This window comes from Streptomyces sp. NPDC001536 (genome assembly GCF_042894505.1).
Taxonomy (GTDB): Bacteria; Actinomycetota; Actinomycetes; order Streptomycetales; family Streptomycetaceae; genus Streptomyces.
Map to the genome: position 1 here is coordinate 746,415 of NZ_JBIAVQ010000001.1, position 26,792 is coordinate 773,206.

General features: G+C 72.8%; 23 protein-coding genes and 1 tRNA gene. 8 read left to right on the plus strand and 16 right to left on the minus strand.

Annotated features, from left to right (window positions below; all coding sequences use genetic code 11):
- Positions 1-20 precede the first annotated feature (20 nt).
- On the plus strand, positions 21-1,718 hold the full coding sequence (locus tag ACFY0U_RS03400) for an FHA domain-containing protein (protein ID WP_388629452.1): 1,698 nt from the start codon (positions 21-23) through the stop codon (positions 1,716-1,718).
- A 131-nt stretch (positions 1,719-1,849) separates the two neighbouring features.
- On the opposite strand, the gene ACFY0U_RS03405 is transcribed toward ACFY0U_RS03400, so the two are convergent.
- Positions 1,850-2,836, minus strand: a complete 987-nt coding sequence (locus ACFY0U_RS03405) for a methyltransferase domain-containing protein (RefSeq protein ID WP_388629455.1) — start codon at positions 2,834-2,836, stop codon at positions 1,850-1,852.
- Positions 2,837-3,046: 210 nt separating this feature from the next.
- On the opposite strand from ACFY0U_RS03405, the gene ACFY0U_RS03410 reads away from it, so the two are divergent.
- From ACFY0U_RS03410 to ACFY0U_RS03425, 4 genes are all read left to right on the plus strand, one after another.
- Entirely contained in the window at positions 3,047-3,451 is a 405-nt protein-coding gene (locus ACFY0U_RS03410; protein ID WP_388629457.1) for a globin, read from the plus strand.
- 146 nt (positions 3,452-3,597) lie between these two features.
- Entirely contained in the window at positions 3,598-6,825 is a 3,228-nt protein-coding gene (locus ACFY0U_RS03415; protein WP_388629460.1) for an FtsX-like permease family protein, read from the plus strand.
- Between the two features lies 1 nt (position 6,826).
- Positions 6,827-9,523, plus strand: a complete 2,697-nt coding sequence (locus ACFY0U_RS03420; RefSeq protein ID WP_388629463.1) for an ABC transporter permease — start codon at positions 6,827-6,829, stop codon at positions 9,521-9,523.
- 55 nt (positions 9,524-9,578) lie between these two features.
- Positions 9,579-10,541 carry an ABC transporter ATP-binding protein gene (locus tag ACFY0U_RS03425; RefSeq protein ID WP_388629466.1) on the plus strand — a complete coding sequence of 321 codons (963 nt, stop codon included), beginning with the start codon at positions 9,579-9,581 and terminating at the stop codon, positions 10,539-10,541.
- Positions 10,542-10,554: 13 nt separating this feature from the next.
- Here the strand turns inward: ACFY0U_RS03425 and ACFY0U_RS03430 are convergent, their stop codons facing one another.
- The 7 genes from ACFY0U_RS03430 to ACFY0U_RS03460 form a co-directional block, all read right to left on the minus strand.
- Entirely contained in the window at positions 10,555-11,223 is a 669-nt protein-coding gene (locus tag ACFY0U_RS03430; protein ID WP_388629468.1) for a hypothetical protein, read from the minus strand.
- Positions 11,220-11,633 carry an acyl-CoA thioesterase gene (locus tag ACFY0U_RS03435; RefSeq protein WP_388629471.1) on the minus strand — a complete coding sequence of 138 codons (414 nt, stop codon included), beginning with the start codon at positions 11,631-11,633 and terminating at the stop codon, positions 11,220-11,222. Before ACFY0U_RS03435 ends, ACFY0U_RS03430 begins: the two co-directional genes overlap by 4 nt.
- Before the next feature lie 6 nt (positions 11,634-11,639).
- The gene (ettA, locus tag ACFY0U_RS03440) at positions 11,640-13,304 is read right to left on the minus strand and encodes an energy-dependent translational throttle protein EttA (RefSeq protein WP_388629474.1); all 1,665 of its coding nucleotides are present in this window, start codon (positions 13,302-13,304) and stop codon (positions 11,640-11,642) included.
- Between the two features lie 178 nt (positions 13,305-13,482).
- Positions 13,483-14,874: a Cys-Gln thioester bond-forming surface protein gene (locus tag ACFY0U_RS03445; RefSeq protein ID WP_388629477.1), complete on the minus strand. Its 1,392-nt coding sequence runs from the start codon at positions 14,872-14,874 to the stop codon at positions 13,483-13,485.
- A 263-nt stretch (positions 14,875-15,137) separates the two neighbouring features.
- Positions 15,138-15,596 (minus strand): single-stranded DNA-binding protein, encoded by a 459-nt coding sequence (locus ACFY0U_RS03450; protein WP_388629480.1) that lies wholly within the window; start codon positions 15,594-15,596, stop codon positions 15,138-15,140.
- Positions 15,597-15,859: 263 nt separating this feature from the next.
- A complete protein-coding gene (locus ACFY0U_RS03455) occupies positions 15,860-17,752 on the minus strand; it encodes a YfjP family GTPase (RefSeq protein WP_388629483.1) in 1,893 nt (630 codons plus the stop codon).
- Between the two features lie 3 nt (positions 17,753-17,755).
- Entirely contained in the window at positions 17,756-19,363 is a 1,608-nt protein-coding gene (locus ACFY0U_RS03460; protein WP_388629486.1) for a dynamin family protein, read from the minus strand.
- Positions 19,364-19,684: 321 nt separating this feature from the next.
- Here ACFY0U_RS03460 and ACFY0U_RS03465 point away from each other — a divergent pair.
- Together ACFY0U_RS03465 and ACFY0U_RS03470 are read left to right on the plus strand one after the other, a co-directional pair.
- Positions 19,685-19,757 (plus strand) — tRNA-Arg (locus ACFY0U_RS03465).
- A 203-nt stretch (positions 19,758-19,960) separates the two neighbouring features.
- Positions 19,961-20,920 carry a D-2-hydroxyacid dehydrogenase family protein gene (locus ACFY0U_RS03470; protein ID WP_388629489.1) on the plus strand — a complete coding sequence of 320 codons (960 nt, stop codon included), beginning with the start codon at positions 19,961-19,963 and terminating at the stop codon, positions 20,918-20,920.
- 4 nt (positions 20,921-20,924) lie between these two features.
- Here ACFY0U_RS03470 and ACFY0U_RS03475 read toward each other — a convergent pair whose 3' ends face one another.
- On the minus strand, positions 20,925-21,455 hold the full coding sequence (locus tag ACFY0U_RS03475; RefSeq protein ID WP_388629492.1) for a DUF2087 domain-containing protein: 531 nt from the start codon (positions 21,453-21,455) through the stop codon (positions 20,925-20,927).
- Between the two features lie 193 nt (positions 21,456-21,648).
- Here ACFY0U_RS03475 and ACFY0U_RS03480 point away from each other — a divergent pair, with 193 nt between their 5' ends.
- The gene (locus ACFY0U_RS03480; RefSeq protein ID WP_388629494.1) at positions 21,649-21,933 is read left to right on the plus strand and encodes a chaplin; all 285 of its coding nucleotides are present in this window, start codon (positions 21,649-21,651) and stop codon (positions 21,931-21,933) included.
- A gap of 80 nt (positions 21,934-22,013) precedes the next feature.
- On the opposite strand, the gene ACFY0U_RS03485 is transcribed toward ACFY0U_RS03480, so the two are convergent.
- From ACFY0U_RS03485 to ACFY0U_RS03515, 7 genes are all read right to left on the minus strand, one after another.
- On the minus strand, positions 22,014-22,880 hold the full coding sequence (locus tag ACFY0U_RS03485; protein ID WP_388629497.1) for a tyrosinase family protein: 867 nt from the start codon (positions 22,878-22,880) through the stop codon (positions 22,014-22,016).
- Positions 22,864-23,349 carry a tyrosinase family oxidase copper chaperone gene (locus ACFY0U_RS03490; RefSeq protein WP_388629500.1) on the minus strand — a complete coding sequence of 162 codons (486 nt, stop codon included), beginning with the start codon at positions 23,347-23,349 and terminating at the stop codon, positions 22,864-22,866. The genes ACFY0U_RS03485 and ACFY0U_RS03490 overlap by 17 nt, the downstream gene beginning before the upstream one ends.
- A 103-nt stretch (positions 23,350-23,452) precedes the next feature.
- Entirely contained in the window at positions 23,453-23,968 is a 516-nt protein-coding gene (locus tag ACFY0U_RS03495) for a hypothetical protein (protein ID WP_388629503.1), read from the minus strand.
- A gap of 117 nt (positions 23,969-24,085) precedes the next feature.
- Complete coding sequence (locus ACFY0U_RS03500; RefSeq protein ID WP_388629505.1) at positions 24,086-24,670, minus strand: vitamin K epoxide reductase family protein; 585 nt, start codon at positions 24,668-24,670, stop codon at positions 24,086-24,088.
- Positions 24,670-25,167 carry a DUF5949 family protein gene (locus ACFY0U_RS03505; RefSeq protein WP_388629508.1) on the minus strand — a complete coding sequence of 166 codons (498 nt, stop codon included), beginning with the start codon at positions 25,165-25,167 and terminating at the stop codon, positions 24,670-24,672. Before ACFY0U_RS03505 ends, ACFY0U_RS03500 begins: the two co-directional genes overlap by 1 nt.
- A gap of 197 nt (positions 25,168-25,364) precedes the next feature.
- Positions 25,365-25,652 (minus strand): hypothetical protein, encoded by a 288-nt coding sequence (locus ACFY0U_RS03510; RefSeq protein ID WP_388629511.1) that lies wholly within the window; start codon positions 25,650-25,652, stop codon positions 25,365-25,367.
- Between the two features lie 251 nt (positions 25,653-25,903).
- Entirely contained in the window at positions 25,904-26,638 is a 735-nt protein-coding gene (locus ACFY0U_RS03515; protein WP_388629514.1) for a hypothetical protein, read from the minus strand.
- Between the last annotated feature and the right edge of the window lie 154 nt (positions 26,639-26,792).

Consider the following 26,792-nt stretch of genomic DNA (forward strand, 5'->3'; position numbering starts at 1 on the left):
GGAGAGGGGGACGCGCCGACATGCCGACCTGCCCGAACGGACACCAGTCGGGTTCCGACGACTGGTGCGAGGTCTGCGGTCACCGCATGGCTGGTGCCGTACCTCCGCCCCCTCCCCCGCCGCCGCCCGGTGGCGGTTACGGCTTCCCGCCGCCGGGTCAGCCCGGTGGGCGCCCGCCGCATCTGTCCGCCGTCCCGGACCACGAACCGGAGCTCTGCCCGCAGTGCCGTACGCCCCGTGAGGGCGGTGCGCCGTTCTGCGAGGAGTGCCGGTGGAACTTCCTGACGAACACGGCCACCTCGTACACCCCGGCCGCCCCGCGCCCGCCGGCCCCCGGCCCGGGCGTCCGCTTCCAGGGACCGCCGCCCGGTTCGTCGTACGGCGCCGGTGACTCCTACGAGTACCAGGGCTCCCGCCCGTCCCAGATGAACCGCCCCGCCGAACCGATCCCGCCCTTCGGCAACGACCCCTCCGGCCCGCCCGGAGGCCCGCCCCCGCCGCCCGGCCAGAACGGCCCCGGAGGCTTCGGCGGACCCGGCGGCCCGGGTGGCCCCGGCAACCAGGGTGGCTTCGGCGGCCCCGGCGGCACCAGCGCGCCAGGGGGCCCGGGGGGATTCGGTGGCCCTAACGGGCCTGGCGGACCCGGCGGACCCGGTGGTCCTAACGGGCCTGGTGGGCCTGGTGGCTTCGACGGCCCCGGTGGACCTGGCGGCACCAGCGCTCCGGGCAGCCCCAACTCTCCTGGCGGCCCCGGTGGGTTCGGCGGACAGGGTGGGCCTGGCGGTTATGACGGTCCCGGTCGGCCCGGCGGGCCGGGTGGACCTGGTGGACCTGGTCGGCCCGGCAGCTACGACGGTCCCGGTGGACCGGGTGGCTTCGACGGCCCCAACTCTCCCGGCGGACCTGGCGCCTTCGGTGGACCCGGTGGCCCGGGCGGTCCCGGCGCTCCTGGCGGCCCGGGTCGTCCCGGCGGCTACGACGGCCCCGGTGGACCCGGCGCCCCCGGTCGCCCTGGCGGTCCTGGCGCACCCGGTGCCCCTTCCGCCTTCGGCGGGGACCCCTCGCGACCGGTGCCGCCGCCTCCCGGACCGACGCCGCCCGCCGGCCCCGGTGCGACCGGCGGCGCCCCCTCGGCCTTCCAGCCGTCCGGCCCCGGCGGTCCTGGTCCCGGTGGTTTCGGCGGCGGTGACGACGACTGGGTGATCTCCCCGCCGTCCTCCAACGCACCCGGCGGCGGCCCTGGCGGCGGCTACGGCTACCCGCAGCCCGGCTCCACCCAGGCCCCGCCCGGACCCGGCTACCCGCAGCAGCCCGCCACGTGGACGGCGACGATCGGTCCGGACCGCGAGTACTTCATGGCGATGATGCAGCGCTCCGGACCCGAGGCCGCGGGGCTCAACCTGCCCGCGTACTCGCCCGAGCAGCAGCGCACCCTCACCGGCAACCAGATCACCATCGGCCGCCGCCGGCACTCCACCGGCGACACCCCCGACATCGATCTGTCGGTACCTCCGGAGGACCCGGGCGTCTCGCACCAGCACGCCGTTCTGGTCCAGCAGCCCGACGGCACCTGGGCGGTCGTCGACCAGAACTCGACGAACGGCACGACGGTCAACGGCGCCGAGGAGCCCATCCAGCCCTTCGTCCCGGTGCCCCTCCAGGACGGCGACCGCGTCCACGTGGGCGCCTGGACGACGATCACGGTCCGCCGCGGCTAGTCACGACAACGTAGGGGCTCGGCGCAGCCACGCGCCGGGCCCCTTCCATGCATAGGGCCCCTCAGGATCAACCAGCCGCGCCCACTCGCGCCGGCCGCCGTCACCGAGCCACCGCTCCCGCCCCGCCGGCGTCACCCCCCGAGCGGCCACGCATACGGCCCCTCAGGATCATCCAGCCACGCCCACTCGCGCCCGCCGCTCACCGTGATCCCGTACCGCTCCCGCGGCGGCCAGCCCTCGCGCTCCCACAGCTGGTAGGCCTCCTGCGGATCGAGGCTGCCCCGGCTCAGCACCAGCAGGAAGCGGAACAGCTCGTGTTCCCGGGCCCGGCGCGGCACCCCGCCGAGCCGGGCGGGTTCCGGCTCCGGGCGGCCCTCGCCGCGCAGCGGCACGAAGTAGGCGGGCGTGTGCAGGAAGCGGCCCTCGGCGTGCCCCGCGTCCCGGACGGTCAGCGCGATCAGGCCGGTGGCGAGCGGGGTGAGGATCCGGGCGCCGGGGGCGCACTGGGCGAGCCAGGCCTGCGGGATCGAGGCCAGCGTGCAGGTCGCGATGATCCGGTCGAAGGGGGCCCGCTCGGGCACCCCGCGGGCGCCGTCGCCGGTGACGACGAGCGGGCGGTACCCGGCGGCGGCCAGGTGCTGCCGCGCCGCCTCGGTGATCTCCGGCTCCAGGTCGATGGTGGTGACGAGGCCGTCGTCGCCGAGCCGATGCGCGAGCAGGGCCGCGTTGTACCCCGTACCCGCACCGATCTCCAGGACCCTGGAGCCGTCCTCGACCTCCAGCGCCGCCAGCATCATCGCCATCAGCGAGGGCTGGCTGCTGGAGGAGACCAGCTCGCCGTCGCGCATCCGGGTGGCCAGCGGGGTGTCGGCGTAGGCGCCGCGCACCCAGCGCTCGCGGATGCGCGGATCGGGGCTCTCGCCCCACCGGCGCTCGTAGCCGCCCATGACGCCGACGTAGTAGTACGGCACGAACACATGCCGCGGCACCGCCTCGAAGGCCCCCCGCCACACCGGGTCGTCCGCCCAGGCCCCGCTCGCGTCGATCTGCCGCACCAGCCCGGCCCGCGCCTCGGCGGCTAGGACGTCCAGGTCCTTGTGGAGAGCATGCGCACCCATATGTCCACTGTCCTGCGCGACCGCGCCCGAAGCGAGCACCACACCCCACCGATCCGGAACCACCCGCTCCCGGCGAGAGTCCTAAGCCCCAAGTCCTGGTTCCCCCCGTCTGAGACCATGGAGCTGTACGGCAATTCCCGGGGGACGACCCCGGACCCCCGGCCGAACAGCCTCGGGGCGGACCGGCATGAAGATGTGAGGCAATCCCACGTGACCGAGATCCGGCGCGGCACGCTTGAGACGCAGACCTTCTACGAGCAGGTCGGCGGGGAGGAGACCTTCCGCCGCCTCGTCCACCGTTTCTACGAGGGTGTCGCCGAGGATCCGATCCTGCGGCCCATGTATCCGGAGGAGGACCTCGGCCCGGCGGAGGAGCGCTTCGCGCTGTTCCTCATGCAGTACTGGGGCGGTCCGACGACGTACAGCGAGAACCGCGGCCACCCCCGGCTGCGGATGCGGCACGCCCCGTTCCAGGTGGACCGCGCGGCGCACGACGCCTGGCTGAAGCACATGCGGGTCGCCGTCGACGAGCTCGCTCTGTCCGAGGAGCACGAGCACACGCTGTGGAACTATCTGACGTATGCCGCGGCCTCGATGGTGAACACCGAGGGCTGACCGACTGAGTCCCGGATTCCGGTCGTTGAACGCCGGATTCCGATCACGATCCGGTCAAGCCCGGCCCACAACCGCTTACCCGCGCCCGCTCTCCTCTGACAACATCGCCGGGAGGTCTGGACAACACGGCGGGGGGCCGGGTCAGAGTGACGGGGTTCGGGGGATTCGCACGGTTCGTCCTCCTGCGTGCGCGGGCGCACCGCCCGCTGCTCGCCGCCGCGCTGCTGGCGGTGCTGCTGACCACGGCGGTCCTGGCGACCCTCACCGCCTACTCGGGCGCGATCGGCGACGCGGCCCTGCGCCACTCCCTGACCGACACCCGCAACGCCGCCGACACCGCGCTGGTCGTCAAGGCCGACGTCCCGGCCGAGGAACGCACGGCCGCCGACACCGCCGTACGCGAAGGGGCCCGGAAGACCTTCGACGGACTGCCGGTGACCGTGCACAAGCTCATGCGGTCGGGCCCGTACGCACTGCCCCGCTCGCTCCAGCCCGCCGCCGAACGGTCAGAGGACCCGGATCTGACGCACTTCGCGGCACTGGACAGCTCGCAGGTGCGGATCGCCGAGGGCCGGCCGCCCTCCGCCGCGGACGAGGTGGCCTTCCCGCAGAGCGCGGCCCGGATCCTGAAGTTGAGGCCCGGCACCCGCCTCACCCTCGTCGACCGCCTGGACGGCCCGGACGTGCGGATCACGGTCGTCGGCCTGTACCGGCCGGCCGGCGCGGACGCCCCGTACTGGCAGCTCCTGGACGATCTGCACGGCCGCGGTGTCAACAAGCTCGATTTCACGACGTACGGCCCCCTGCTCGCCGATCCCGCCGCCCTGGCCGACGGCGAGGTGAGCGCCGGGTCGTCGGCGTGGCTGGCGACGGCCGACTTCTCGACGCTGACGACCGGGCGGATCGACGCGCTGCGCGAGGCGGCCCGCGACGGCAGCGCGGCGCTGCGCGGCAAGTCCGCGCTCAGCGGTACGACGGCCGCGAACACCCAACTGCCCGCCGTCCTGGACCGCGTCGACCGCTCCCTGCTCGTCTCGCGCTCCACCCTGCTGATCGTCGCGCTCCAGCTGGGGCTCCTCGCGGGCTGTGCGCTGCTCCTGGTGGCCCGGCTGCTGAGCACCCAACGCACGGGCGAGACCCGCCTGTTGCGGGCCCGTGGCGCCTCCCGGCCCCGGGTCGCGGGCCTGGCCGCCACCGAGGCGCTGCTGCTGGCGGTGCCCGCGGTGGCGTTGGCTCCCCTGCTGGCCGGACCGCTGACCCGGCTGCTCGCCGGACAGGGCGCGCTGGCCCGGATCGGGCTGCGTCTCGACGTGCCGGCCGGCGGCCGGATCGGGGTGTGGCTGGTGGCGGCCGGGGTGGCGCTGGGCTGCGCCCTGGCGGTGACCCTGCCCGCGCTGACGTCCTCCTTCGCCACCGGCCGGGCCCGCGCGCTGCCGGGCGCGCTGCGCTCGGGCGCGGACATCGGGCTGCTGGTGATCGCCGGGGTCGCGTACTGGCAGCTCAGCGGGCAGACCACCGGTGCCGTCACCGGGGACAGCTCCGGCGCCCTCGGCGTGGACCCGCTGCTGGTCGCCGCCCCCGCCCTCGCCCTCCTCGCCGGCACGGTCCTCACCCTGCGCCTCCTGCCCCCGCTGGCCCGTCTCGCCGAACGCCGGGCGGCCGCCGGGCGGGGCCTGGCCGCGGCCCTCGCGGGCTGGCAGATCGGCCGCCGCCCGGGGCGCGGCGCGGGTCCGGTGCTGCTGCTGGTCCTCGCCGTCGCGCTCGGCATGCTGGCGATCGCCCAGGGCGCCTCCTGGGACCGCTCGCAGGACGACCAGGCCGACTTCCGGGCCGGGGTGCCGGTGCGGGTGCTGGCCAACGGGCAGGACGACCTCGGCCGCACCGACGAGTACGCGGCCCTCGACCACGTACGACAGACCGCGCCCGCCGTCCGCACCGAACTGCCGCTGTCCGGCAACCGCACGGCGGCGGTGCTGGCCCTGGACACCGCGCACGCCGCGGACACCGTGCTGATGCGCCAGGACCTGGCCTCCGAGCCGGTACGCCCGCTGCTCACCCGGCTCGGTCCGAAGGGCGCGACGGCGGGCGCGAAGGTGCCCGCGGGCACCTCCCGGCTGCGCCTCACGGCGACGCTGGAGGGCGCTTCGGCGAAGACCCTGGCCGATGTGACCGTGACGCTGGAGGACCGCTACGGCACCCCCTACCGGGTTCCCGCGGGCACCCTCGCCGGTGGCGGCCGCCCGCACACACTCGAACTGCCCGTCCCCTCAGGCCCGTTGACGCTGACGGACGTACAGCTGGTCCAGCCCCTGCCCATCGGCCGGGCGCAGCAACAGCGGTTGATCCTGGGCGAGTTGTCGGCCGTACGGCCCGACAGGTCCGTACGACCGGTTCAGTTGCCCTCGGACTGGACGGTCCGCTCCCTCGCCGACGGGATCGTCGAGAACGTGGACGGCAGCAATCTCCCCACCAAGCCGCGCGTGACCGGCTCGAAGCCGCCGACGGCCGCGTACGGCACCGGTTACATCCCGGCCGACAACCCTTATGTCATCGCCTCGTTGACCGTCCGCCTCCAGGTCGCGCAGCCCGCGCAGCCGCAGATCACGGCGGTCGCCACCGAGCGCTATCTCGCCTCGGCGGGCGCCGAGACGGGGCAGCGTGTCGATGTGGCGTTCGGCGGGCGGACCCTGCCCGTGCGGATCGTGGCGTCCGTGGAGGCGCTGCCGACGACGGTGAACGACGGCGGGGCCCTGCTGGTCGATCTGCGGTCCGTGAACCGGGTGTTGGAGGCGCGGTACGGCGAAAGCGTCACGCCGACGGAGTGGTGGCTGGCGACGGACCGGCCCGCGGAGGTGGCGGCCGCGTTGCGGGACCGTCCGGACATGGACTCCGCGCAGGTCGTCGTGCGGGACGAGATCGCCGAGGAGTTGCGCGACGACCCGTTCGGGGCGGGCCCCGAGGCGGCGTTCACCGCAGCGGCCGGGGTGGCGGCGGCGCTGGCCGCGCTCGGGTTCGCGGTGAGCGCGGCGGGGTCCCTGCGGGAGCGGGACCCGGAGTTCGCGGTGCTGCGCGCGCTGGGCGCCCCGCGCCGCAGGCTGGCCCGCACGATCGCGCTGGAGCAGGGCGTGCTGGTGACGCTGGCCCTGTCGGTGGGGGCGGCGCTGGGGACGGTACTGGCGCGGGCGGTGATCCCGCTGGTCGTCCTGACCACCGAGGCGACCCGGCCGGTGCCGGGGGTGCTGGTCGAGCTGCCGGTCCCGCGGGTCGTGGTGCTGCTGGGGGCGGTGGCGGTCATGCCGCTGGTGGTGACGGGGGTGTTGGCGTTGCGGCGGGCGAATCCGGTGGCGGCGCTGCGGGAACAGGGTGGTGAGTGAGATGAGCTCCAGGTCCGTCGTGGCCCCGTGGATCCGCACCCGGCTGCGCGCCGCCCCCGGTGCGGCGATCGCCCTCGCCGTGATGGTGGCGCTCACCGCGTGTCTCGCCGCCGCCTTCCCGCGCGCGGTCGACCGTTACGAGGACGCGGGCCTGCACCGCGCCGTCGAGCAGGCCGGCCCCGACCGCACGACCGTGCAGCTGTACGCCCAGCCCGAGTACGGCATCATCTCGGAGCACGACGTCCTCCCAGCGACGCTGGGCGACCAGTACGCGAAGATTCTCGCCGCGGTCCAGCGGCCGGTCGTCGCCGACCGCGGCCAGTCGACGTACGGCGTGCGCACCGCCAGCAGCGTGGAGGTGCCGGATCCCTGGATCCCGCGGCCCACCGGTACACCCGCGCAGGTCACCCTGGTCGCCCAGCACGGCCTCGCCGACCACGTCCGCTCGGTCACCGGCCGGCTGCCGCGCGCGTCGGACCAGGTGACCGCCTCGACGCCCGAGGTGGAGGCGGCGGTCAGCGCGGCGACGGCCAAGAGCCTGCACATCGAGGTGGGTGCACGGATCCACGTACCCGGTGAGGGCCGCGACCCGCTGGTCGTCCGCGTCACCGGCATCGTCACCCCGAGCGACCCCGAGGGCGCCTACTGGTCGACCCACCCGGTCCTGCACCGCCCCTCCCTGGTCCCCCTGCCCGGGTCGAACGCGGAGAAGTACTGGCTCGGCACCCTGCTGCTCGCCCCGGAGGCGGCCCCCGCGATCCTGGGAACGCCCGGAAACCCTTGGCGGTACTGGCAGTTGGCGCCCGTCACGGACGCCCTGCACGCCTACGAAGCCGAGGGTCTGAAGTCCGCGGTGGCGTCCCTGGAGTCCGGTCCGGCCCTCCAGAAGGTCCGTGAGGTGACCGGTCCGCTCACGGACGCGGACACCGATCTCGACGACATCCTGACCGCCTACGACCGGCTGCGCGAGGGCGTCACCCCGCTGGTCGCCGTCGCCGCGGTCGGCGCGGGCACGGTGGCCGCCGTCGTCCTGCTGATGGCGGGCGGTCTGGCGGCCGACCGCCGGCGCACCGAACTCGCCCTGCTGCGCGCCCGCGGCGCGTCCCTGCCCGGTCTGGCGGGCCGGCTGTTCGCGGAGACGGCGACGGTGGCCGTCCCGGCCGGTGCCCTGGGCCTGACGGCGGCACTGCTGCTGCTCCCCGAGGGCCGCCGTACGTACGCGCTCGCGGCGGGCGCCGCGGTCACGGTCGCCGCCTGCGCCGCGCTGCCGCTGCGCGCGGTGGCCGCCCATCGGGTCGTACGGATCCACACCGGCCGTGAGGACGTGGCGACGGCCCGGCCGTCCCGCCGCCGCACGGTCGCCGAGCTGACCCTGCTCGTGCTGGCCCTGGCCGCCGTGGAGACGCTGCGCCGTCGAGGCGCGGACGGCGACGAACTGTCGTATGTCGCCCCGGTGCTGACGGGGGTGATCGCGGCCCTGGCCCTGGTCCGCCTCTACCCGCTCCCGCTGCGCCGGCTGGCCCGCCCCGCCGGCCGGCTGCGCGGGGTGGTCGCCCCGCTGTCCCTGGCCCGCGCGGGCCGTACCTCCGCCTCCGCGGTCCTCCCCCTCCTCGCCCTGCTCACCGCCCTGACGACGGCGGCCTTCGGCGGCTCGGTCCTGACCGGTGTGAGCGAGGCCCGCGACCACGCCGCGCTCCTCGCCATCGGCGCGGACGGCCGCGTGGACGCGAACGAGCCGCTGCCCTCCGCCCTGCCCGACCGGGTCAGCCGTACGCCGGGCGTACGGGACGTGACGGCGGTGAGCATCGCCTACGACGCCCAGCTCGCCAACGGCCGCCAGTCGGCGCCGCTGGTGGGCGTGGACCCGGCCGGATACTCGGCACTGGCCTCCCGGACGGGCCTGGGCGCCTTCGGGAAGGGCGAGTTGACCAAGGCGGGGGAGGCACTGACCGCGGTGGCCTCCCCGACGGTGGCCGCCACGTACGGCACGCGTCCCATCCCCGTGCGGCTCCAGGACGGCACCACCTTCACCGTCCGCGTCACGGCGGTCCGGGACCGCACTCCGGCGGTGTCCGGCACGGAGTTCCTGGTCGTGAACCGGGCGGAACTGCCCGCGCCGGCGGCCCGCCCGACGGCACTGCTCCTGACCGGCGCGCAGCTGAACGCGACGGCCCTGCGCAAGGCGACGGGCGGAGCGGGCCACGTGCAGCTGAGGTCGGAGGAACGTGCCCGCTACGGCGACTCCCCTCTCCAGTCGGGCGCCGAGGACATCTACACGGCCGCGGTGGTGGCGGGCGCGGGCTACGCGGTCCTGGCCCTGCTGCTCTCCCTCCTGCGTGCGGCCCCCGAGCGCACCGCGCTCCTGGCCCGCCTCCGCACGATGGGCCTCACCCGCTCCCAGGGCCGCCGCCTGCTGATCCTGGAGTCCCTGCCCCAGGCTGTCCTGGCCGCGGCGGGCGGCGCGTTGACGGGCTGGGCGACGGTGGCCCTGCTCTCCCCGGGCATCGACCTGACGACGATCGCCCTGGCTTCCTCCCCGTCGTCGGCGGGCCGGGCCGAACTGAGCACCTCCGCCCTGTCCCTGGCGATCCCGGCGGCCTCGGTGGTGCTGGTGACGGTCGGGGTGGCGGGGATACAGGCGTGGTGGTCGGGGAGACGGGGGTCGGTGGGGGAGCTGAGGGCGGGGGACGCGAGATGAACCGCCGGAGAAGACCGCCCCGCCTCACCCCGGCCGACGACCCGAGGAGCCCTCAGTGACCACCAACCCCACCCTCGCGGACCTGACCTCGCGCGCGACCCAGGCCCGCAACACCCCCACCTACGGCCATGACGCCCTCATCACCTGCGACCGCCTGGTCCGCATCTTCACCACGGACGGCATCGAGGTCCAAGCCCTCCAGGGCCTCGACCTCCTCGTCCGCGACGGCGAACTCATGGCCCTGGTGGGCGCGTCCGGCAGCGGCAAGTCCACCCTCATGAACATCCTCGCCGGCCTCGACACCCCCACCGCCGGCGCGGCCCGCGTGGCCGACCACGACCTCCTGGCGATGACCCCGAAGGACCGCCTCGCCTACCGCCGCAAAACCGTCGGCTTCGTCTGGCAGCAGACGGCCCGCAACCTACTCCCCTACCTGACCGCCGCCCAGAACATCACCCTCCCGATGCAGCTGGCGACGAGGACCACCCGCAAAGCCCGCAAGGCACAGACCGAACGCGCCCTGGAACTGCTGGAGTTGCTGGACATAGCCGACTGCCGCGACCGCCACCCGAGCGAGATGTCCGGCGGCCAGCAGCAACGCGTCGCGATCGCCGTGGCCCTCGCCAACTCCCCCGCCGTCCTGCTCGCCGACGAACCCACCGGCGAACTCGACTCCCACACCGCGGAACAGATCTTCGCCGCGTTCCGCACCGCCAACGAACGCCTCGGCACGACGATCGTCATCGTCACCCACGACCAGGCGGTCGCGAGCGAGGTCCGCCGCACGGTCGCCATCCGCGACGGCCGCACCTCCACGGAGGTCCTCCGCCGCAGCGAGGTGGACGCGACGACGGGCCACGAGACGGTCGTGGCCCGCGAGTACGCCATGCTCGACCGGGCCGGCCGTCTCCAGCTCCCCGCCGAGTACACGGAGGCCCTGGGCATGCGCGACCGGGTGGCGCTGGAACTGGAACCGGACCACATCGGCGTATGGCCGGACGACAGCGACCGCGGCTAGCCGCTCGGGGCGGTCAGCGCACGCTGACGTCCAGCGCCCCGAGTCCCGCCCGCCGTACGGCGATGGACCCATAGGGCGTACGAAGCCGCAGCCACGCACCGGAGGAGAGCAGCGCCAACTCCCCGGCGGCGCGCAGGAACCCGAGCGACTGCGCGGCATGGACGGCCCGCACCGGAAGATGTGTGTCCCCGACGGTCCGGGACCAGATCTCCCGCCCGATCCGGTCGAGTTCGGCGCGGGTACGCTGCTCGGCCGTCAACTCCCCCGTACGGGCCCGGAATTCGGCGACTCCCGCACCGACCATCGCCCGCAGCGCATCAGGCGCGGGCAGTCCCGGCACGGGTCGCCACCCGCCACGCGGCGGCAGCACCCCGGCCCAGGGCGGCCCGGTGACCGCAGCCGGCACGACAGCCGTAGCGGCCGTCTCGTCGACGGACTCGAGCAACTCCCCCGCGGACACGGTCACGTCGAGGGTGTCGGCCAGCCCGTTCTCGTACGGCTTCGCCAGCCGTGCCGCGCGGATCGCGAGGACCTCGAAGGACGGCGGCCGTCCGAAGACGGCGAGCGCGGTGCCGGCCGCCTGGAGTCGCACCGCTGCTCCACGGTCGTAGTGGAGCAGCCGGGAGAGGAAGGCCGCGAGATCCGCCGCCTCCCCCTCGTCGGCGAGGTGGAGCACCGTCATGCGGCGACGGCCTCCTCCTCGTCGTCATCCCGGTATTCCTCCAGGAACTCCCGCTCCTCGGAGGTGATCCGACGCGGGCGCTGCGCCTCGAAGTCGAACGGCACTATGACCGTGGAGGCGCGTACGTAGATCTCGGCGCCGTCCTTCACCTCGTAGGAGATGGTGAAGGACGCCGCCCTTATCTCCGTGACCCACAGCTCGATGTCCACGGGCGTGTGCCGGTGGACGAGCTGCCGCTTGTAGTCGATCTCATGGCGTGCCACCACGGACCCCTGCTTGAAGTCCTTCTCCGGGCGGAACAGGAAGTCGATACGGGCTTCCTCCAGGTAGCGGAGGAAGACCACGTTGTTGACGTGGCCGTACGCGTCCATGTCCGCCCAGCGCAGCGGGCAGTGGTAGATGTGCCGCAAGATCGATCAGCCCCGGGTCAGCTTCTTGTAGGTGGCGCGGTGCGGACGCGCGGCCTCGGCGCCCAGCCGCTCGATCTTGTTCTTCTCGTACGACTCGAAGTTGCCCTCGAACCAGAACCACTTGGACTCACCCTCGTACGCGAGGATGTGCGTGGCCACCCGGTCCAGGAACCACCGGTCGTGGGAGACGACCACGGCCGCACCCGGGAACTCCAGCAGAGCGTTCTCCAGGGAGCCGAGCGTCTCGACGTCGAGGTCGTTGGTCGGCTCGTCGAGGAGCAGCAGGTTGCCGCCCTGCTTGAGGGTGAGCGCGAGGTTGAGGCGGTTGCGCTCACCACCGGAGAGCACACCGGCCGGCTTCTGCTGGTCCGGGCCCTTGAACCCGAAGGCCGACACATACGCACGGCTGGGCATCTCGACCTGGCCGACGTTGATGTAGTCGAGCTCGTCGCTGACGACGGCCCACAGGGACTTCTTCGGGTCGATGTTCTCGCGGCTCTGGTCGACGTAGGAGATCTTGACGGTGTCGCCGACCTTGATGGAGCCGGAGTCCGGCGTCTCCAGCCCCTGGATCATCTTGAAGAGCGTGGTCTTGCCCGCGCCGTTGGGGCCGATGACGCCGACGATGCCGTTACGGGGCAGCGTGAAGCTGAGATCATCGATGAGGACCTTGTCGCCGAAGGCCTTGGAGAGGTTGTTGACCTCGACGACGATGCTGCCGAGCCGCGGGCCCGGCGGGATCTGGATCTCCTCGAAGTCCAGCTTCCGCATCTTGTCGGCCTCGGCGGCCATCTCCTCGTACCGGGCGAGACGGGCCTTGGACTTGGCCTGACGCCCCTTGGCGTTGGAGCGGACCCACTCGAGCTCTTCCTTCAGACGCTTCGCGCGCTTGGCGTCCTTCTGTCCCTCGACCTTGAGGCGGGAGGCCTTGTTGTCGAGGTACGTGGAGTAGTTGCCCTCGTAGGGGTGGGCGCGGCCGCGGTCCAGTTCCAGGATCCACTGGGCGACGTTGTCGAGGAAGTACCGGTCGTGGGTGACGGCGACGACGGTGCCGGGGTACTTGGCGAGGTGCTGCTCCAGCCACTGCACGGACTCCGCGTCCAGGTGGTTGGTGGGCTCGTCGAGCAGCAGCAGGTCGGGGGCCTCCAGCAGCAGCTTGCACAGCGCGACGCGGCGGCGCTCACCACCGGAGAGGTTGGTGACGGCCCAGTCGCCGGGCGGGCAGCCCAGGGCGTCCATGGCCTGCTCCAGCTGGGTGTCCAGGTCCCACGCGTTGGCGTGGTCCAGGTCCTCCTGGAGCTTGCCCATCTCGTCCATGAGCGCGTCCGAGTAGTCGGTCGCCATCAGCTCGGCGACCTCGTTGAAGCGCTTGAGCTTGCCCATGATCTCGGCGGCGCCGTCCTGCACGTTCTCCAGGACCGTCTTGGACTCGTCGAGCGGCGGCTCCTGGAGCAGCATCCCGACGCTGTACCCGGGCGACAGGAACGCGTCCCCGTTCGACGGCTGCTCCAGCCCCGCCATGATCTTCAGAACGGTGGACTTACCAGCACCGTTCGGCCCGACCACACCGATCTTCGCGCCGGGCAGGAAGCTCAGCGTCACGTCGTCAAGGATGACCTTGTCGCCGTGCGCTTTGCGCGTCTTGCGCATGGTGTAGATGTACTCAGCCAAGAGAAACCGTCCGGCAGCTTGAAATCTGGCAGTGGGCAGATACACCCCATCTTGCCTGACGTCCACCCTCGGGTGGTAACCCGTTTGGCTGGGGCGCTGTGACCTGGGGGTTCGCGGTCGGCAGTGGTGACGCGGCCGTGACCGCACGTGACGGCCGCCGTCACGTCGGCGTCGCGGCTCAGTCCCGAGTCGGCGTCTGCTTCTTGCGGACGAGCACCAGGGCCGCCCCGCCGAGCACCACCAGGGCGATGGCCACCCCCGCAATCACCGGCGTCGCGCTGGAGCCGCCCGTCTCGGCAAGGTTCGTGCCGGAGGCGCCGCCCACCGTGGCCGGGCTCGGCTCGCTGAGGGTCTGGACCGCGTCCCCGGTCTCGGCGCCCTGGGTCTGGCAGTCGAGGACGCCGGTGAAGCGCTTCTCCAGGCCGCCGGGGCCCGTGATGGTGAAGTCGTACGCCTGGTCCTCCTGGAGCGGGATCGTCACCGTCCGCGACTCGCCCGCCGGGATGCTGTACTCGGCGCCCAGCAGCTCGAAGGTGAAGACCGCGTCGCCCTCGTTGGTCGCGGTGATGTCCACGCCGCCCTCGGCGCAGTTCTCCGCCGCGGACAGCGCGGGTATCGCGCCCTGCTCCGCCCATGTCGCGCTCGCCGTCGCCGAGACCGTCGACTCGCTGGAGCCGGCCAGGATCTGCGTCTGGCTCCGGCTCTCGGAGGCGAAGGCACGGCCCACCGGCACGGTGGTGGAGGCCTGCACGGTCAGCTCGGCCGAGCCGGCCGCCGCGTCCTCCGGCACGTCGAAGAACAGCTCGCCGCCACTCCGCACCGAGGTCAGCGGCTTGCCGTCCTTGCCCACGATCCGCACCCCGCTCGTCTCGGCGTCCGCCGGCGGCGTCACCGTCACGCTGTCCGCGTCGGTACGCACCGTCACCGGACCGAGCAGACCGCCCGGGCGCCCGGAGACCGCGGCGGGGTCGAGGGTCAGCGACGCCTCGGGCTCCGCCAGGTCGCGCGCGCTCTTCTGGAGGTAGTCGGCGAGCTTCTCGGCCTGCGGGTCGACGGCGTCGACGTCCGCGGCGTCCGAGTAGCGCCAGATGGCCACCTGCGTACCGGCCGCCGCGTCCTGCTCGGTGAGACCGCTGCGGACACCGGCCTTGGCGGCGAGCGCCGCGAGGTCGTTCACCTGCGGGTAGGAGTTCTGAAGGATCCAGCGGATCCTGCCCGCGTCCTTGTTGACGCCCAGCGAGGTCCCGCTCCAGGGCGTCTCGTGGTACTTGGCGTCCTGCTGCGTGGGGTTGTGGAGGTCGACGCAGTACGTCTGGAGGGTGCCGCCGCCGTCGACGGACATCTCGAACAGGCCCGCCGACACCTCCAGGTCCCCGGAGTCGTCGTGGATGACGGCCGCGCCGTACGTCTTGAGACCTCCCATGGTGGCGCTCGCCCCACCCTGGTTCTGCGCCGTCGCGTCAGCGGCGGCGGCCGTGCCGGCACCGGCCGTCAGCGCGCCGGCCGCGACAAGCCCGGACACCAGCGTCGCGGCGGCGCCGCGGACCGCCCCTCGCCTGCACGCGGACAACAACGCAGAAAACACAGAATTCCCCTTCGAGCAGGACCCGTTGACGTGGGGGGAACGGTCCCACCAGCAGAATCAGCAGTGCCTGGAGCTATGCCCGGCATCCTAGGTATGTGCTCGCACCACGGTTCCCGGTGATGCACTCGGGCGGCCGATCCGACTCGGAATCGTTATCGCCAAGATCGCCTGTGAGCAGGGCTTATCGACAAATCCACCGGATCGTTCGGTGCGCATTCGCCGATAAGCCGCAGTTCGGTCGGCTGACGTCACATCACCGCGACCGGCTCCCGCTCCTGTTGATCGGCTGCCTCGCCGACGGGCGTCTCCCAGTTCGGCTCCGGCTGTGAAGAGGCGCCGCCCGTCTCCGGTTTCGCCCCGCGCCGGAAGGCGGACGTGCCCCGCGCCATGTCGTGCCCGATCGCCACGGCGTCGATGTCCGCCGAGGTCCAGTTCTTCCCGTCGTGCACGTCCGTACGGATCTTCAGCCGGCCGTGCACGATGACGGGCTCCCCCACCGACAGACAGGCCGCCACGTTCGCGGCGAGCTGCCGATTGGCCCACACCGTGAAGAAGTTGGTGTGCCCGTCCCTCCACTCGTTCTTCTCCCGGTCCAGATAGCGCGCGGTCACCGCCATCCGGAACCGCGCCGACGAACCGTTCTCCGTCTCCCGGAACACCGGCTGTGTCGCCACGTTCCCCACCACACCGACGATCGTCTCGTTCATCTCGAACCCCTCCCGGATACGCCGACGGGCCCGTCCCGTACGGCTGCGTCTGCTCCGCCGACCGCATCCGTCGCGATCGCCGTGAAGCCAGACTGCCTCCGCCGGCACGAGCCCGCCGAGCGCTGTGGACCACCGCCCCACCTGTGGAAAACCCCGCCCCCCGAACGAGCGACGGCCCCTTGAGAAGGCCTCGCAAAGCCCTCGCAAAGCCCCCGCGGAAGCGGGCCCCCGAGGGGCACCTCACCGCACCCCGGCCTCCACCCTCACCGCACCCCGGCCTCCACCCCCAACACCCTCCCGTACTGCTCCCGGACCTCCCGATACCGCAGCCACTCCGCCGCCACCGGATCCAGCACGCGAGCCCGCCCGCACCCGGCCGCCGCCTCCCTGAGCCGCCGCTCCGCCTCCATGCCGTACCGCCGCGCCGGCCCCCGCGCCGCCATCCGGCAGCTCCACTCCACGAGCGGCCCGCCGATGATCCCGACGACCATCAGCAGCACCGGCACGCCCAGGTTCGGCGCCATGAACCCGGCGATCTGCCCCACCAGCCACAGCCCGCCGACGATTTGAAGAAGCGTCATGCACGCCTGCGCGAACACGGCCGCCGGCCACCAGCCCGGCCGCGGCGGCCGCCCCGGCGGCAGTCCCGCGCGCGCGGCCAGCTCGTCCAGCGCCTCGGGCAGCCCCTGCGAGCCCCGTGCGGCAGCCTCCCGCACCGCCTGCGCCCACGGCGCCGGAAGCCCGGCCGAGGCCCGGTCGGCGACCGTCCGCACCGCCTGCTCGACCCGCTGCCGGGCCGTCGCCTCCTCGTCGGCCTGAGCGCGCAACGGGAGGCGCCCGGTGGGCGATTCGAGCCGGTCCTGGTACCACCGCCACAGCCGCAGCCACGGCGTCCCGCACGCGCGGTTGGCGTTGCGCAGCCACGCCCGCTCGGCCGCCTCGCCGGCCGCCGTCGCACCGACCGCGTCCGCGAGCCGTTCGGCGAACTCGTCCCGCGCCTCCTCGCTCAGCCCGGTCCGCCGCCCGGTGGCGTACACGGGCCGCAGCCGCCACGCGGCGGCGTCCACGTCGGCCGAGATCCGGCGCGCCGGCGCCCCCCGCTCGGTCACGAACTGGCCGAGCGTCTCGCGCAGTTCCGCCACACCGTCCCCGGTGAGCGCGGACAGCGCGAGCACGGTCGCGCCCGGTTCGCCGTACTCGCCCAGCGCGATCCCGTCCTCGTCGAGCAGCCTGCGCAGGTCGTCGAGGACCTGCTCGGCGGCCTCCCCGGGCAGCCGGTCGATCTGGTTGAGGACGACGAACATGACCTCCGCGTGTCCGGCCATGGGCCGCAGATAGCGCTCGTGCAGCATCGCGTCGGCGTACTTCTCGGGGTCGACGACCCAGATGACCGCGTCCACGAGGTCGAGGATGCGGTCCACGTGCTCGCGATGCTGCACGGCCGCGGAGTCGTGGTCGGGCAGGTCCACCAGGACGAGCCCGCGCAGCTGCGCCTCCATCTCGGCGTTCTGCACCGGGCGGCGCCTGAGCCGGGGCGGGATGCCGAGCCGCTCGATGAGGCTCGCCGCGCCGTCGCTCCAGCTGCACGCGATGGGCGCGGCGGTGGTCGGACGGCGTACGCCCGTCTCCGAGATGGTCACCCCGGCCAGCGCGTTGAACAGCTGGGACTTGCCGCTGCCCGTCGCGCCCGCGATGGCGACGACGGTGTGCTGCCCGGACAGCCTGCGGCGCGCCGCCGCCTCGTCGAGCACCCGGCCCGCCTCGGCGAGCGTGCGGCTGTCGAGCCGGGTCCGGGACAGGCCCACCAGTTCGCGCAGCGCGTCGAGCCGCGACCTGAGCGGTCCGTCGTACGCGAGCGGCGCGGCGATCTGCGCACCGGAGCCCCGTGTCTCGACCACGGCGACGGGCTCGGCCGCGGTGGCCTCGGTGACCCGCCGGGCGATCAGCCCGTCGTCCCACGCGTCCGAGGCTTCCGAGGGCTCCGTACGGTCCTCCACGCGCGCGTGCTCGTCGCTGGGCCCCTCGGGCTCGTCCTCCTCGCGGTCCACGGCGTCCCCGGTCTCCCCGGCCGCGTCCTTGACGGGCGTGCCGGCCTCGTCCTCGGAGACGGCGTCCTGCGCGTGATCGGTCTGGTCCTCGTCAGTGACGGCGGTCACCGGTCACCTCTCCTTCTGCAGTACGGACAGCGCGGCGATGAGTTCGGCCTGGGGTTCGGGGTGTACGTCGAGGGCGTCGAGCGGCGCGAGCCGGCGCTCGCGTTCCACCTGGACCACCCGGTCCAGGTGCTCGGTGAGCAGCCGCCCGCCCCGGTCGCGCAGCCTGAGCGCGCCGTGCGCCCCGATCCGCTCCGCGAGCCCCTCGCCCGCGGAGCGCGCCCGGCGCCCGCCGAGCAGCGCGGTGGCGACGAGCGCGGCGATCACCTCGGGGTCGGGCGCGACGCTGCGGTCGAGGTCGCGCACCTCCTCCTCGGCGAACTCCTCGAGCTCGCGCCGCCACCGTCGTACGGCCATCCCGATCCGGTGTTCGGCGCTCTCCAGCGCCCGGTCCCGGCCGGCCAGCTCGGGGGCGCCCGCCGCCGGTTCGCGCCGCCAGGCCTCGTCGACTCGCTCGTCGGCGGCGCTGACGGCGCACAGCAGGAGCGCGGCGAGGCTCTCCACGAGCGCGTCGAGGAGTTCACCGGCGGAGCAGTCCAGCGGGAACGCGCGCCACCGCTTGAGCGCGTCCCCGGCGAGTACGGCGCCGGCCTGCAGCCGTCCCCGCACGCGCGTGTGCTCGCTGTCGTACGCCCCGTCGACGGCGGCGGTGAGCCGCAGCGCGGCCGCGTACTGGGCGGCGGCGGCGCTGGCCAGCTCGGGCATCCGGGTCTTGAGCGAGTCGAGGACGCCGTGGGCGGTACGGCCCATGGTGTGCTGCCGGGCGGCCGGGTCCTGGGCCTGGTGGACGAGCCAGGTCCTGAGCGGTGCGACGGCGGTGGCCGGCAGCAGTCCGCCGCCCCAGGCCGACTCGGGGAGTTCGGGCACGGTGAATCGCGGTACCTCGCCGAGTCCGGCCTTGGTCAGGAGCGCCCCGTACTGCCGGGAGACCTCGGAGACGACCTGGTGCGGCACCCGGTCCAGGACGGTCACGAGGGTGGCGTTGTACTCCTTGGCGGTGCGCAGCAGATGCCAGGGGACGGCGTCGGCGTACCGGGCCGCCGTGGTGACCATGACCCAGATGTCGGCCGCGCAGATGAGTTCGGCGGCCTGGGTGCGGTTCTCGGCGACGAGGGAGTCGATGTCGGGTGCGTCGAGAAGGGCGAGACCGGGCGGGAGGGTGTCGGCGGTCTCGACACGCAGCACGCGCCCGGGGTCCTCGCCGGGCAGCAGGAGGTCCTCGCTCGCTTCCTGGTGCGGCACCCACACGCGCGTGAGGTCGGGCAGTACGCGCATTCCGCTGAACCAGTGATGGTCCTCCGGATGGCACACCAGCACGGGTGTCCGTGTGGTCGGCCGCAGGACGCCCGCCTCGCTGACCCGTCTGCCCACAAGGGAGTTGACGAGGGTCGACTTGCCGGCGCCCGTGGAACCCCCCACAACGGCCAGCAAGGGCGCTTCGGGTTCTCTCAACCGGGGCACCAAGTAGTCGTCGAGCTGGGCGAGCAGTTCGTCGCGGTTGGCACGCGCGCGTGGAGCCCCCGCGAGGGGCAGCGGGAAGCGTGCGGCGGCGACACGGTCGCGCAGGGCGGAGAGTGCGTCGAGCAGCTGAGGCCGTACGTCCAAGGTCACCACATGTGAAGAATGCCCAATTTTAGGTGATTTCTGAAGCATATGACCATGTCTGCGCGCCGATAGAACACAAGGGGACGGAAGGGACGACTGGGACAACGGCACAGTCCAGGCATAACGAGTGCACAACACCCGGGGCGTGAGACGCCAAAAGCGATGCACGATTCGTACCTGCCTGCGATTATCAGGACCGCTTCACCGAACCTCCACATTGAGCCACGGAGGCGAAGCAGCAGGGACAAGGATCCGGGAGCCCTATCCTTGTCCCCGGCAACGTCACGGATCAGCCCACACCCGGGCACCAGGTACGAGGCCACCACACCGGCCCCCGTAGCTCAGTGGATAGAGCAGGCGCCTTCTAAGCGCTTGGCCGCAGGTTCGAGTCCTGCCGGGGGCGCTTCTCTGCTCCGGAAGTTGCCCGGAAATGCACCCCGCACAGGCCCCGCACACCGCGGCGGCGCGGGCTGACGCGGCGTATTCAGCCAGCGGCATTCGCCGGCCTTTTGCGCGCCGGAATCGCGCGCCCCCTTCCCGGAATCCCCCTGCCGCGCACGGCGTACAGTCGATCTTCTCGGCGATGAAGGACAGAGAGGGTCCGACGTGCGACTGCGTTGTGCTGTGCTCGACGACTTCCAGCGGGTGGCGACCGAGGTCGCCGACTGGTCACCGGTCGCGGACGACGTCGAGGTCGTCGGCTTCGACACCCACATCGACGACGAGGACGCGCTCGCGCAGGCGCTCGCCGGGTTCGACATCGTGGTCACCCTGCGGGAGCGGGTGCCCTTCCCCGGCTCGCTCATCGCCCGTCTGCCCCGGCTGAAACTGCTCGTCGCCTCCGGGATGCGCAACAGCGTCATCGACTACGCCGCCGCCGAGGCGCACGGCGTCACCGTGTGCGGCACGGCCAGTTCCTCCACCCCGCCCGTCGAGCTCACCTGGGCGCTGCTGCTGGGCCTGGCCCGCGGGATCGTCGAGGAGAGCAACGCCCTGCGCTCGGGCGGCCCCTGGCAGTCCACGGTCGGCGCCGACCTGCACGGCCGCCGGCTCGGCCTGCTCGGGCTGGGCAAGATCGGCAGCCGGGTGGCGCGGATCGGCCTCGCGTTCGGCATGCACGTCAGCGCGTGGAGCCAGAACCTCACCAAGGAGTACGCCGACGAGGTGGGCGTCGCCCTCGCCGCCTCCAAGGAGGATCTCCTGAGCGACAGCGACTTCGTCTCCGTCCACCTCGCCCTGAGCGACCGCACCCGCGCCCTGCTCGGCCCCGCCGAACTCGCCCTCCTCAAGCCGACGGCGTACCTCGTCAACACCTCCCGCGCGGCGATCGTCGACCAGGACGCCCTCCTCGCCGCACTCCACGCGGGCCGTATCGCCGGAGCCGGAGTCGACGTCTTCGACCTCGAACCGCTGCCCGCCGACCACCCGATGCGCACGGCCCCGCGTCTGCTCGCCACGCCCCATCTGGGCTATGTGTCGCAGGCCAACTACCGGACGTACTACGGCCAGGCCGTCGAGAACATCCAGGCGTACCTCGCGGGTTCACCGCTCCGGCTGCTGCCCTGAGGGCTCAGGCCACCCGCCGGTAGATCCCCTCGCTCCGGTCCAGGTGGTGCAGGTCCACCAGATAGCGCCGGAGCGTCACATGGTCGACGTCACCCTCCTCGCACCAGCCCCGGAGCTTCTCGTCGACGGCCCGTTCGGGGTACTCGACGCCCGGCTCGAAGGTCTGTTCGGCGATGTGCCGCAGCACGAGCTTCTTACGGGTCCACTGCGCGGGCAGCCGGACCAGCCGCCCGTCGCGGACGAAGGTCTGCACGGTGCGCTCGTCCCCGGAGCCCGGGTTCTCGGGGGCCGCCTCCGTGCGCTCCACACGCGCGGCCTCCCGGAACACGTCGTAGGCGACGCGCAGTTCAGCACGGTCCCCGGCCGTCACCACCCCCTGCTCCCGCAGCTTCAGCAGCGCGAGGGCGGCGTCCTTGGCGGACAGACCGGCCGCCCGCGCGACCTCCTCCGAGGTCTCCGCGCCCAGGGCCACCGCCGCGAAGGCGCGCACCCGGGTCTCGTCGGTGAACAGACGCATGAGTCGGTCGGTAGCCATGCCGGGAGGCTAGTTGAGGGGCCCTCGCCGGAACCAAGGGATTTTCCCGTCCCCTCCAAGCCGGCCGGCGCCCGCTCTTCAAAAAGGGTGATCCGCACATGATCGCCGTTACCAGCAGTGAGCGGCGGCGTTGAACGGGAAGTGCGGCGGCGAGTCCTGCTGCCGCACTCATCGAATCACTAAGGAGAACGTGATGTCTCGCATCGCGAAGGCTGCCGGTGTCGCCCTCGGCGCCGGTGCCGTGGCGCTCGGCAGCGCCGGTATGGCCATGGCGGACGCGGGCGCCCAGGCTGAGGCCGCCCACTCGCCCGGCGTCGGGTCCGGCAACGTCGTCCAGGTCCCGGTCCACGTCCCGGTCAACCTTTGCGGCAACACCGTCAACATCATCGCCCTGCTGAACCCCGCCTTCGGCAACACCTGCGCCAACGTCAGCGACGGCCACGAGCACGACCGCGGTGGCCACGGCTACGGCGGCTGACACCCGGTAGACCCCGAAGGGCCCCGGCACTCCGAGCGCCGGGGCCCTTCCGCGTGCCCGCCTCGTCAGCTGCGGCCGTGTCAGGCGTACCGGTAGATCGCGCTGACGTCCTCCAGCGAATCCGGCGTCACGTCCCACGGCGGCATCTTCTCGTGCCGCGCGACGATCCGCCGGTACTGGGCGCTCCCGGCGGCCGGCGGCTTCGCCGGCAGATAGCGGGCGCCCTGGTGGCGCCGCTGCCAGCGGTACCACTGGAGGTCGACGAAGGCGTGGTGCAGCCAGAAGACCGGGTCGTTGACGGACGCCCCGCCGACCATCGCGCCACCGACCCAGCGGTGCACACGGTTGTGGTTGCGCCAGGCGACCTGGCCCCGCCCGCTCCCCCATCCCTCCAGCCGGTTGCGGAACCCCTTGGTGGCCGTCGAGTCCCAGGGCGAGACGTCGTAGACCGGGTCGGCGAGGGCCGCGTCCAGATCCCCCTTGGTGGGCAGCGCGATCGGGTCGCGGACACGCCCGAGGTCCCGGGTGAGGTACTCCTCGTCGGTCACGCCCTCCTTGATGGTCCAGTTGCCGCCCGCGTAGGCGAACGGCCCCGTCATCACCTGCCGGTCCGACGACCGCCCGGTGCCGCCCAGCAGATCCCTGGTCCAGGGCGCCGCCCCCGCGCTGCGGTCCTTGGTCCAGTCCCAGTACGGCACGGTCACCGACGAGTCCACCCGGCGCAGCGCCCGCTCCAGGTCCAGCAGGAAGCGCCGGTGCCAGGGCAGGAAGGACGGCGCCATGTGGGCCGTACGGAGTCCGCCCTCGCCGTCACCGACGTAGAAGTCGATGTGCATCCGTACGAACTCGTCGTACTCGCCCCGCCGTTTGACCTCCAGCATCGCCTTCACGAACCGCCGCTTCTCGGCGCTCGTGAGCGTGCTCGCGTCCTTACGGATGTACGCCATGGTGTCCCCCCATGTGTGTCTCGCGCAGTCGCTGCCCCGGCCCCAGTTCGTCGACGGCGGCGCGGGTCGCGTCGAGGGGTGTGGCGTACGACCGGTAGTGGTCGACCATGCTCAGCCAGGTGCCGTCGGCCCGGCGCATCAGGTGCAGGGGCCGGCCGTCGACGGTGACGTGCCACTCGGCGGCGCCGGAGGTACGGCCCGCGGAGGTCTCGACGCCGCGGATACGGCGGCCGCGGTACGTCTCCTCGAAGCCGGTCCCGCCGGGGTCGCCTCCCTTGCGCGGTGGCCGGGAGGCCGCGACGACCGGGGCGAGCGCGAGGGCGCCGACCGCGGCGAGCAGGCCCCGCAGCAGATCCCGTCGGCTGCCCCGCGCCGCGTCCCGCCGTCCGCCCCGGGCGGAGCCCGGTCTGGCCTGGCTGTTCGCCCCGGGCTCCGCCCCCACCGCCACTCCGCCGACACTGACGACCATCGTGTGCTCCTCGTCCGGTTCGGTTGATCCGTAGCGGTAACCGCGAAGGAGCCCGCCCGGTCACCGTCCGATGGCCCGAGCGGGCTCCTGGGAGCGAGCGGCGCTACAGCCCGGGGCCCATCACCAGGTCCGCGGCCGGCACGGTCTGGAGGACCGGCGCGAGGACGCCCACCTGCGGCAGCTGCGGCTCCGGCAGGCCGAAGTTGTCGGGGTTCGGCGCGGTCAGCGGGGCGTCCAGGGTCAGCCCGGGGGCCAGCGTGCGCAGGTCGGAGGCCGCGGCTCCGACGCCGACGTGGTCGAAGTCGTCGCCGAGGAGGTGCGGCAGGGGCGCGCGCAGCCCCGCGCCGGGCAGTCCAGCGCTGACCGGCAGCTGCGGGATCACCCGCTCGGGAAGGAGCCGCCCCTCCACGTACTGCGGGCCCTCGGGCGCGCCCGGCATCGGCAGCGGGATCTCGCCGCCGACCTTGGGCAGCTCCACGTTGAGGGACTTCTCGATCCCGTCCAGCGGCACCGGGACGGGGACCGTGTCCACCGCGGCGGCGGGGGTCGCGGCGGCACCCATCGCAGCCGCGACGCCCGTGATGACGGCGGCAATGGTTCCTCGGGTGGTCGACTTCATCTCAGGTACGGTCCCTTTCCGGATTCAGTGGCTCAACGTCCTTACCGCGTAACGATCCTGGAACAGGCACCAGCGCAAGATTCGCCCGACTGCCGCAGTAGTACGACCGCTGATTTGTCAGCTCGTCCAGAAGTCCCACCAACGGGTCAGGACCAGCATTCCGACGATCCCCAGGTGCAACACCGCGACGACCCAGGTGAATTCACCGAAGAAGGCCCTCAACCAGCCGGGCGCGGGCAGGAATTGGTTCCGTACGGCGAACGACGTCACGTACCAGAACAGGAGAATGGTGGCGACCCATGCCAGACAGCACCACAGGCACAGGGCGTTGATCCGGTACAGCGACTCGAACTGCAGCCAGGACACGAATCCGACGCCGAAGAGGCAGCCCGCGTCGAAGGCGAGCCAGTACCAGCCGGGGAAGCGGGCGCCGGCCAGCAGGCTCATGCCGACACCGATGACGATGCCGTAGGCGACCAGGCCCAGCATCGGGTTGGGGAACCCGAAGGCCGAGGCCTGGTCGCTCTGCATGACGCTGCCGCAGGACACCACGGGGTTCAGGCTGCAGCCCGGGGTGAAGTCCGGGTCCTCCAGCAGCTTGAACTTGTCGATGGTGATGACCCAGGAGGCCAGCAGTCCGGCGGCCCCCGTGATCACCAGCAGTACGGCGAACGCGCGACTGCCGCCCGCGGTCCGCGGCATCAGCCGCGCAGGCTGCGGGCCGGGAGGACGATGTGCGCGGCCGCGTTCAGGGTGTCGTCGGCGCCGGCGAACTCGGCCAGCGCCTCGGGCTCGATGGGCTTGCCCGGCTCGGCCTCGGGCCACGGGCGGGTGGTGAACACGAAGTAGGCGAAGCCACGCTCGGCCACCGCCTCCAGCCACTCCGCGGGCGGGGTGCACTGGGCGTTGAAGCCGGGCATGTTGACGACGGCCGTGCCGGACTCGACGAGCAGGCTGACCGGCAGGTTCGAGCGGGCGTTGCCGTCGACGAGGTCGCCGCCGACGGGCAGGCCGTTGTTCTCCAGCAGCGCTTCCACGGCGGCCGTGGAGGCCTCCGGTCCGGCCGTGGCGTCCCCGAGGGTGTAGGCGAGGAGGTAGGGCATGTGGCCGTCGGGGGCATTGCCGCTCCAGGCCATGACGACGAGCGTGCCCAGGTCGGCGGCGTTGAAGGGGCGGGTTTCGCTTCGGGTTGAGGTCACCGCGCGACCATATCGACGGGCCGGAACACCCCCCGGCCCGTTCTCACCCGACCGGGCGATGCCCCGCACACGGTCCACACGAACGAGGGACGCGCCCTCGAACAGCACGAAGGACAGCACGAAGAACAGCGCCGAGAACGGCGCGAAGGGCCGATTCCATGCGCCCCGGAATCGGCCCTTTCGGCAAGAGCGATACGTCAGCCACCCAGCGGAAGGCCACCGATCAGACCGCTGTTGTTCAGCGTGGCGGTCGCGCCCTTCACGGTGCTGAGCAAGGAGTCCTTGTTCTCGGTGTCGAGCGCGTTCGACTGGTGCTGCAGCGGCATCACGTCGGCGGGGGCGAGCTGACCACTGGTGAGCGTGTTCACGGCGCCGGTGAGGCTGGTGGGCGTGACATCGGCCGCGCTGTGGGCGAACGCGGGCGCGGCAGCGCCGGCGAGGGCCACGGTACCGGCAACGACAGCGGCAGCCTTCAGGGACTTCATCGTGTTCCTTTCTTCGGCAACTCACGTCACCAGAGAGAATTCTGACGCCGTGCCCAACGATCCCCGACCGGTCCGGAAACTCCGTACGCAGAAAATTTCTGCAACCCACCCTTTGGGATTTACGGGGGCTATTAAAAAGCAATAGGAAAACAGAACAGCCGTTGTGCCGGTCTGGCCGACCGGCACAACGGCTGGGGTGACGACTGCTTCGCCTCAGGCGCCGCCCTGGTCGCAGGAGGGCACCGGCGGGGTCAGGAAGCGGGCAGGGGCAGCGGGAGCGGCAGGGGCGGCACCGGTACCGGCAGGTCCACCGGGAGCGGCAGCGGCAGTCCGCCGCCCAGCAGCAGCGCGAGGATGGCGTTGAGGAGAGCGCTCACCACCTTCGTGGCGGCCGGGACCACCGCGGTGGGGTCGCCTGAGGTGGCCGCCGCGAGCAGGTCGCTGACCGCCGTCTGAAGGGCGGTCAGCGCGTCGCTCACGGCGTCGGCGGAGGGCGCCTTGGAGTCGGCGGCCGGTGCCTTGGAGTCGGCGCCGCTCTTGTCCGCGGGCAGCGGGAGCGCCGGCAGCGGCACGGGCAGCGGGGCGTCCGGCGTGGTCGTGGCCGGTGGAGTCGTCGGCGTGGTGGTGGCCGGCGAGTCGGTCGGCAGCGGTACCGGCACCGGAGCCACCGCGAGGATCTTGGCGATGGCCGCCTTGAGCGCGTCCAGGAGCTGCGTCGCCTGCTCGGGGGAGATCTGGCCGTCGTCGGCCTTGAGCACGGTGTTCAGCACGTCGGTGACCGGGGCGAGCAGGCCGCCGAGGTCACCGAGGGTCTTGGTCTGCGCGAGGAGCCCGTCCACGCCGGGGAGGGGCGCCTTCGCCGCCTCCTCTATGCGCTCGCGCTTCGACTCGTTGTCGACGGCAACCGCGGCTGGTGCGGTGATCCCGATCAGGAAGGTGGCGGTGACGGCGGCGGACGCGAGACGTCGTGCGGACAGAGCACGCATGGAGGAACCCTTTCGGTGTGGGTGGATCTTGTGCTCACCGTGAAAGCGCTCACTTCGCTCCGCAACCGAACGAACCCGCACCGTAATCATCCACGCCGGGCGTCCTCCCTGGTGAGACGGCATGTCAAGCCCCGCTCACCGTGTCGCCGCCGCC